Annotated in this window: 11 protein-coding genes; 9 read left to right on the top strand and 2 right to left on the bottom strand. The window is 64.3% G+C overall.

Annotated features, from left to right (window positions below):
• Positions 1-136: 136 nt before the first annotated feature.
• Together ACFQ9R_RS34015 and ACFQ9R_RS34010 are read right to left on the bottom strand one after the other, a co-directional pair.
• On the bottom strand, positions 137-934 hold the full coding sequence (locus ACFQ9R_RS34015; RefSeq protein ID WP_056822126.1) for a hypothetical protein: 798 nt from the start codon (positions 932-934) through the stop codon (positions 137-139).
• The gene (locus ACFQ9R_RS34010; RefSeq protein ID WP_056822129.1) at positions 931-1,764 is read right to left on the bottom strand and encodes a hypothetical protein; all 834 of its coding nucleotides are present in this window, start codon (positions 1,762-1,764) and stop codon (positions 931-933) included. Before ACFQ9R_RS34010 ends, ACFQ9R_RS34015 begins: the two co-directional genes overlap by 4 nt.
• A gap of 139 nt (positions 1,765-1,903) precedes the next feature.
• Between ACFQ9R_RS34010 and ACFQ9R_RS34005 the strand changes: the two genes are divergently transcribed.
• From ACFQ9R_RS34005 to ACFQ9R_RS33965, 9 genes are read left to right on the top strand one after another with little or no spacing between them, the layout of a single operon-like run.
• Positions 1,904-2,344 (top strand): hypothetical protein, encoded by a 441-nt coding sequence (locus ACFQ9R_RS34005; protein ID WP_328711592.1) that lies wholly within the window; start codon positions 1,904-1,906, stop codon positions 2,342-2,344.
• Between the two features lie 14 nt (positions 2,345-2,358).
• Positions 2,359-2,610: a hypothetical protein gene (locus ACFQ9R_RS34000; RefSeq protein WP_378996835.1), complete on the top strand. Its 252-nt coding sequence runs from the start codon at positions 2,359-2,361 to the stop codon at positions 2,608-2,610.
• Between the two features lie 2 nt (positions 2,611-2,612).
• Positions 2,613-3,218: a DUF2637 domain-containing protein gene (locus ACFQ9R_RS33995; protein WP_056822138.1), complete on the top strand. Its 606-nt coding sequence runs from the start codon at positions 2,613-2,615 to the stop codon at positions 3,216-3,218.
• A gap of 1 nt (position 3,219) precedes the next feature.
• On the top strand, positions 3,220-3,441 hold the full coding sequence (locus ACFQ9R_RS33990) for a hypothetical protein (protein WP_056822141.1): 222 nt from the start codon (positions 3,220-3,222) through the stop codon (positions 3,439-3,441).
• Positions 3,441-4,751, top strand: a complete 1,311-nt coding sequence (locus tag ACFQ9R_RS33985) for an FtsK/SpoIIIE domain-containing protein (RefSeq protein ID WP_378996832.1) — start codon at positions 3,441-3,443, stop codon at positions 4,749-4,751. The genes ACFQ9R_RS33990 and ACFQ9R_RS33985 overlap by 1 nt, the downstream gene beginning before the upstream one ends.
• Complete coding sequence (locus ACFQ9R_RS33980) at positions 4,748-5,068, top strand: hypothetical protein (protein WP_156677617.1); 321 nt, start codon at positions 4,748-4,750, stop codon at positions 5,066-5,068. Before ACFQ9R_RS33985 ends, ACFQ9R_RS33980 begins: the two co-directional genes overlap by 4 nt.
• A gap of 2 nt (positions 5,069-5,070) precedes the next feature.
• Positions 5,071-5,259 (top strand): hypothetical protein, encoded by a 189-nt coding sequence (locus ACFQ9R_RS33975; RefSeq protein WP_056822154.1) that lies wholly within the window; start codon positions 5,071-5,073, stop codon positions 5,257-5,259.
• On the top strand, positions 5,256-5,903 hold the full coding sequence (locus tag ACFQ9R_RS33970; protein ID WP_056822158.1) for a hypothetical protein: 648 nt from the start codon (positions 5,256-5,258) through the stop codon (positions 5,901-5,903). The genes ACFQ9R_RS33975 and ACFQ9R_RS33970 overlap by 4 nt, the downstream gene beginning before the upstream one ends.
• A 51-nt stretch (positions 5,904-5,954) precedes the next feature.
• Positions 5,955-7,712 carry a replication initiator gene (locus ACFQ9R_RS33965; protein WP_378996829.1) on the top strand — a complete coding sequence of 586 codons (1,758 nt, stop codon included), beginning with the start codon at positions 5,955-5,957 and terminating at the stop codon, positions 7,710-7,712.
• Positions 7,713-7,716: the final 4 nt, after the last annotated feature.

Here is a 7,716-nt window from a genome sequence, read left to right as displayed (position 1 = left end):
CGCGCCGGGGCCGTAGCGCAGCGGAGGCGTCGGGGCGTGGCGCCGTGCGGCGCTGCGTCGGCGGCGCGTCAGCGCCGCCCTTGACTCTATATAGCGAATTTCAGCAACCACTCCGTGAAGTGACAAGCCTGCCCGCTCAGAAGTGCAGGACTGCAACCGTCTTGTCATCGTGACGCTTCGCGCGTGGGAAGGCTTGCCCATCTGGATCGGTCTCGGCTTCCCAGGTGTGGATGTCGTGGAGAAGTGCATCGAGCTGTGGCGTGGACATCTGGGCGACCTCAGACCAGCTCAGGCCAAGTGGAGGAATGAGGTCCGCGACGCCGTCGGTAGCGACAACGATCCAAGAGAGCTCATCGCGAGGGATTCGGACGGACAATGCGTGCTCGGCCGCATGGGGGTCGGCCTCGGCGATCCAGTAGCCACCTGGCCGGTTACGTTGCGCCCGTTCGGCAATCTGGAGGTCCTCGAGGATCTTCCGGTGTCGACCGCTGTAGCCCCACCCGTATTTCAGGAATCGCCGGTACAGGTCAGCCTCGGGCAGGTTGAGCTGTGCAAGACGGTCGTCTGTGTAGGTCGCAACCTCTCCGCCTCGCTGTCCGATCACGAGTGACGAGTCTCCGAGAATCAACGCATTGACCGCGTCGGGCTCGACTCGAACAAGAGCGACGGTGCTCGAGGGCGCAAGCCCAGGTTCGATTCCGAGTGTTTCGGCTGTCCTCGCGATGGACTGAGCGAGTATGTCGACCAGCGAAAGCGCATCGCCGATCGATAGGGCGAGTTCCGCGGCGAGATGGTCGACATACTCCCCTGCTGATGGCATGGCGGGGTCGTGCGCGGTGGCACCGTCGAGAACGATGACAGCGTTGTCGGCGACGACCAACCGATCGTCACCGGAAGCAGCTGCCCGTTGTGCGGACTCGACTGTGAAGCTCATCGTGGGGCCGAGTATGGACCGGCCAACAGCCGACTACCCGTGACGGTACGGTCCTGATCGAACTCGCACTCGATGATGCAATCGGTCAGGTTCGCAGCTGGGTCGTAGGCCGTCCGCAGGTTTGTGCTCAACCAGTGCGCGACGCCTTCGGAGCCGACGGCGGTTATGCCTGCAATGTGCACGATGACGCGGTTGTCGACTGTCCGGCGGGAGAGGTAGCCGATGTCCTTGCGGGTGCCATCCGTGAGGTATGGCGAAAAGTGTCGATCGTCCTGGCGGTAGTCGACGATCGACCATCCCGCCTCGCTGCGGTCGAACGCGAGAATCGGATCGTCCGCCAGTAGATGTCGAGCCACCGGGGCAGACTTCGGACCACACACGATGATGCAGTCACCTGGCGGGGCATTCTCGGTATCGGGCGAGATGTCGAACTGTGTTGTGGTCAAGGATAATTCGCCCAGGGTGTGCTGGAGATAGGTTCGCGTCGCTTCGTCGTTTGTGTCAACGTAGGTACGCTCTCGGCCCTCCTCAACACCAAGTCGGCGGGGAACCCCGATCGCAACAGGACCAACTCCGAAGAATGCTCGTTCAGGCGGTGGTGCCGACGTGCGGATCTGACTGATTCGCCCCTTTGTCAGGCCAAGCCGGTCGCCGATCTCTGAGAAGCTGAGCCCGAGGTCACGGTTTGCCTGCTCGATGGCGACCTTGCGGAGTCGAGCCAACTCCGTTTGCCGCTGCTGATAGATAGCGATGAGTTCGCCCGCTCGTAGCCCGCGCCGGATCGGGTCCGGGTCATCGCGGATTGCGTCGAACTCGTCATCGATAGCCACGACACAGAGTTTAGAACCCCTTGACGACAGAGCGCACGTGCGTCTAGTCTCGGTTTACCCCCCATAAACCACGGCGAACGTCCTCGTACCGAGTGGGTTTAGGGGGGATAAACCATCCTCTTTGTATAGGAGACATGACATGGCACTCAAGGACATGTGGCTGACCACCGACTTCCACACCGCCTTCCCGATGGGCGTGATGCTGCTCGGCAAGGTGGAGGCAGTGACCGAGTTCAACGCCGATCGCAACGCACCCAAGCGTCACCAGCTCGACTTCGACCGTGAGGGCAACGGCACCGGTAAGCGCCTGTGGAAGGCCACGATCACCGACCCGACCGGGTCCAACGCGCGACAGACCACCTTCGACATCGTGTTCGTCGCCGATCAGATGCCGACGCCCTCGGCCGATGAGGTCGCGCCCGGTTTCCGGCCGATCGTGTTGGAAGGGTTGATGCTCAAGCCCAAGATCGTCGGTAACGGTGAGTTCAAGTCGATCGGCTGGAACGTGCGCGCGACGGGCATCGCCGGGGACAACTCCGGTGCCAAGGTCAATAACCGCGCCGCCGACAAGGCTGCGTGATCGCCATGTCGTTCATGAGCATCCACACCGGGTACAACAAGGGCTTCGCGCTCACCTATCTCGCTCCGAGAGAAACCGAGTACGGCGTCAAGAGCAGCGGATGCGTACGGATCGAGCTCGAATCCGAGATGGGCATTTACGCGCTGGCTCTCGATATCGAGGACGCTCGACTGTTGGCCGAGCAGCTTCCCGCGCTGGTCATGGCCCACGATGCCGCTGAGCATGTCCTCAAGGAGCAGGCTGCCGCGATCGCTGAAGCGGCTTAGCGATGGACACGGCGGATCAGCAGTCCTCGGGTATGCGGTGGGCTCGCTGGTCCGCCGTCCTCGTTCTGATCGGTATCGGTGCTGCCGCGTTCGTGTTGTCGTTCGCGGCGTTGCAAGACCTCGCGATCATGGGCGGCACCCCACGCGGTTTGGCGTGGTTGTTCCCGGTGATCGTGGACGGCACCATCGTCCAAGCCACCATGGCCGTGATCGCCCTGCCACCGAAATCGGCTGAGCACAAATGGTTCTCCTGGATTCTGGTCGGCGGGGCCGCGGTATCGGTTACGAGCAACTCGGTTCACGCCTACCTGACCGGCCATAGCTGGGGCGGTGCCCTGTTGGCCGCGATTCCTCCGCTGGCCCTGCTGATCGACACTCACGGGCTGGTCCTGCTTCGACGTGCGGCACAACGCGATTCGGTGCCCGCCGTCGTGGTCGAGACGGCACCCACCTACACCGCTGACACAGACGCGCCGAACCTGGTGCCGATGGTCGCGGCCTCGACTCCCGCCCCGGCTTCTACGCCGGTGCACACCTTCCACTCTCCTCCGCGCCCGGTTGCTCCGTTGCTGCCTGTCGCGGTCCCGATCCCTACAGGGGGCAACTGAAATGTCTGACAACTCGTTCACACCGGATCGCTCGTATCTGTCCACTACTGGCGCGACCTACGGACGTCCGCTCGATGTGAGGTATGTCGATTTCGTTGGCATGGTCATGGTCGAGATCGGTGACGTCAGGCTGTATCTGACGCCGGGCGATGCCGCTGTGGTCGCGGAGAAGATCCCGGCCGCGCTCGACCTTTACGCCGCGACGTTGAAGACGGTGGCGTGATGGTCACGACCATTGTCGCCCTGTCGACGGTCCTTGCCGCTGGTGTGCTGCTGTGGTGGCGTCACCTCGACAACCCTGCCCGTGTCCGTGTCGCTGAGGTCGACCCCTTCCCCGGTGTGCCGGCCGATTTGCGTCCTGCGGCAGCGATCCTGACCAGCACGAAGCATCTCGAAATGATGTGGGCTGCGCTGGGGTTGGGCTCGGCGGGTAACTGGCCGACCATCGTCGGTGGTGTCGACCTGATCCCGGCCGGTGCGGTGTTCGATATCCAGATCGTGGGCGGTCAGAAGCTGTCGGACTGGACTAACGACGACATGGCCGACGCTCTCGCGCAGTACCTCGGTGTCGCAAAGGTCCGTGTGCGCCAATCGGGTCCGGGGTTCGTGCGGGTGGAACTGCGCACGTTCGACACCCTCGCCGAACCGGTGATCTCGGTCCAGGAAGCGACCGGGGTGGACCTGGAAGCTGTCGACACCGGTGTCCGTGAAGACGGTCGGCTGTGGCTGCTGCGGGTGCTGTATGCCCACATCCTGCTCGCCGGTGCGACCGGTTCGGGCAAAGGCTCGGTGCTGTGGTCGATCATCCGCGGCATCGGTCCCGCGATCAAAGCCGGGTATGTGGATGTGTGGATGGCAGACCCGAAGGGCGGCATGGAATTCGGGCGCGGCGAAAAGCTGTGGGTGAGGTTCCAGTGGACCGCTGACGGCATCCTGGCGATGCTCACCGAAGCCGTCCAGGTGATGGAGAATCGTGCCTCGACACTGCGCTCGGCCGGTATCCGCAAGCACGTCCCGACCACCGATGCCCCGCTGATCCTGATCATCATCGACGAAGCTGCCGCCCTGTCGGCCTACGCCACTCGTGACCAGCGACTTGAATTCGAACGGCTCCTGGGCCTGCTGCTCTCGCAGGGTCGTGCGGTCGGTCTCTCGGTCATCGCGGCGTTGCAGGACCCGTCCAAGGAGACGATGCCGTTCCGGCAGTTGTTCCCGGTCCGGATCGGGCTGCGCCTGGACGAACCGACACAGACCTCGATGGTCCACGGGCAGGGCTCCAAGGACCGCGGTGCGTTGTGCCACGAGATCCCCGACACCACACCCGGTGTCGGCTACGTCGGCGAAGACGGCACGACTGAGTTCGTGCGGGTCCGCGCGTACTGGATCGATGACGACCGGGCCGACGCGATAGTCGATGCCTACGCCCCGACTCCCCCGGTCACCTCGGCCGGTGCTGACGACGATTTCGACCCGTCCACGTTCGACCCGGACTTCATCCCCGGTGAGGACGACGAGCAGGGGTGGGCGGCATGAAGCGCGGCCTGGTCACCGAATCCCATGTCGTCATCTACTGCGACTGCTGCGGGGACGTGTTCAACCCCTCGTCCGGTCGCCCGATCTGCTTCATGACGACCAACGAAGCGGTCGAGTTCCTCACCGCCGATACCGCTGCCGGGTGGGACTACGACGGCGACACCGTCCGCTGCGACGACTGTGCCGCCGCTGAACACTGCCGGGTCCACGGGCACGAGCTCGTCCTCGACGGCACCTGGGCAGAGCTGGTCACCGGCCCCTACGTCTGCTCGATGTGCGGGCTCCTCGAATCCGACATTCCTGAACTGGAGAACTGACCATGGCGCGCAAGAACGACACTCGCACCGACAACGGTCTGGCCGACGTCATCGACTTCCGATCCCGTAGCCAGTGCCGCTCGGAAACCCGCGGCCTCGACCCTCTGGCTGTCGCGGTGCTAACCGAGACCGGTACTGCCCCGATATGGAACGGCTACGACGATTTCGCCGGTTCGGATGACGCCGCATGAACACCACCACCACGACCACGACCACGCATGACCCGGCGGCCGAAGTCCTTGACGCCGTACTCACCGGGGTCGGTCGACTACTGCTGTCGGTGTTCACCCTGGCGTGGTGGGCGCTGCTGTTCCCGATGGTCTCAGTTCCCGCCGGCCTTTCTGTCGCTGCGGGTTGGTTCTTCGGCTGGCCGTTCGGGATCGGGGTGGTCGGTGTGGCTGTCGTGGGGATGGTTCTGTGGCGAGTGTTGAGCCCGCAGACCTTCGAGCGCTGGTTCACCAGCCGTGTCCGGTCCCGATACCTGGGCTGGTTCCGCTACCGGCGTCGCTGGGCCACCATGACCACCGCCTGTGGCCTGTCCACTCGTGGCGGCGATCGAATGTTCGTCCCGCGGCTTGTCTCCGTCGAGATCGGCGAATCCCTCGACACGCTCCGTGCCCGGATGTTGCCCGGTCACTGCCCCGACACCTGGACCCACCGCGCCGACCACTTCGCCCACGGCTTCGGTGCCCAGAGGGCCAAAGTCGCCCTCGTCGGCCCTGGCCTGGTCGAGATCACGTTCCGTCGTACCGACTCCTTGGCTGACCCGGTGGTGGTGCCGTTCGAATCGGTGGCCGGATTCAAGACCATTCCGTCCACCCGCAAAGCCGCATGACCGCATGACCGCATGACCGCACCCAACACCACGACCGAGGGAGGCCGCACCATGTCTGACAACACCACCGGAACGGCCTCTCTCGGCCATCCACATCGCTCCACAGCCCCCGCCGCAGCAGTGAAGCCGGACCGGGAAACCGCTGCCGATCGGCGAGCAATGCCCGACGTCACCGACATCGCCGCGGCCGCCGCCGAGAAGGAAGGTGTGTGCGCTCGTGTTGTCCCGATGCGGGCTTTCGACCCGATCTCCGCTCGTACCACCTATGTCGGCGCTCCATGCAAGTCCACAGTCGCTTCGACCTGCCCGGCCTGCGCCAAAGCGAACAAGTACCTGCGACAGACCCAGCTGCGCGAAGGCTGGTGCGCTGAACACGAACCCGTGCACGCCGAACCGGTGGTCACCGAAGCACAGACACAGGTGTTGGCCGCTCGCGCTGAACAGTTCGCCGCCTACCACGAAGCCCGCCGCGCTGGTGAACACGAACTCGCCGAGTCGATTCGGGCTCTGGTAGCCGACCTCGACACCGAACTCCGCGAACTCGGCGTCCGTGGCCGTCTCCCGGCCCTCGATGAGAAGCCGCGTCGCAGAGCCAAGTCCACCCGGCGCCGTGATGATCTTCCGGACCTTCCGCGTAATAAGGTCGCGAAGGTCACCGTGGGCACTGCCTACGCCAACGGCAAGTACCGGCCCTCGACGTTCTTCACGCTGACCCTCGGGTCGTATGGGCGTATCAACCAGGTCCGAGACCCCGAGACCGGCACGATGGTTTCGGAGGGCTCCCCGGTTGATCCGGACAGCTACGACTACGCCCGCGCTGCTCGCGACATCATGCACACCAAAGCGCTTTTCGACCGCTGGATGCAGAATCTTCGGCGCGCGGTCGGCTGGAACGTGCAGTACTTCGGGAGCGTGGAAGCCCAGAAGCGGGCAACCCCGCACCTGCACTTGGCCATTCGTGGCTCGATCCCGACGAAGCTGCTCTACCAGGTCACCGCGGCTACCTTCCGCAACATCTGGTGGCCCCATTTCGACCGCGAGGTCTACACCGGCGACAACATGCCCGTCTGGGACCATTCCGCCGGCACTTTCGTAGACCCCAAAACCCATCGCCCGCTGACCTACTGGGATGACGCACTGGACGTCATGGACGAGGTCGACGAACTCGACCCCGCGCACACACTCAAGTTCGGTGGGCAGTCCAAGGCGGTGCAGATCCTCGCGGGCACACCGGAAATGGATCGCAAAGTCGGCTACATCACCAAGTACCTGACCAAGTCGATCAGCGAGACCCTCGAAACCGACAGCGCCCGCACCGAACGCCACTACGACCGCCTCCACGCCGAGCTGCAAAAGACTCCATGCTCGAAGACGTGCGGGGTGTGGTTGCGCTACGGCATCGTCCCCAAGGGCGCCACCGAGAAGACCCAGCCGGGCCGCTGCCGGGGCAAGAACCATCGCCGTGACCTGCTCGCCGTTCCCGGCCGTCGGTGCGTCACCTCCAACGACTGGACCGGCAAAACCCTCCCTGACCACAAGGCCGAACGGCTCGACTTCGTGCGCGCCGAACTCGCCGCGATCGGCATCATCCCGCCGGATACCTCGCACCTGCGGATCACTCCGGTAGGCCCTGGCGACAAAGACGCGCCCCCGCGGTCGCATCTGGTCTTGGCGCTGGTCACTACCCGGATCAACCAACGTGCGCAGTACACCATGGCTCGCCTCGCCAGAGACGAAGGACCACCAGGCGGTCCGCATGAAACCACTGTGCCACCAGAGATTTCGTTCGCTCAGCAGTCCGCAGCATAGGGAG

The sequence above is a fragment of the Nocardia sp. NPDC056541 genome, assembly GCF_042794235.1.
GTDB lineage: Bacteria > Actinomycetota > Actinomycetes > Mycobacteriales > Mycobacteriaceae > Nocardia.
The sequence above is the reverse complement of the archived record's forward strand: the minus strand, read 5'-3'. Positions and strand labels throughout refer to the sequence as shown.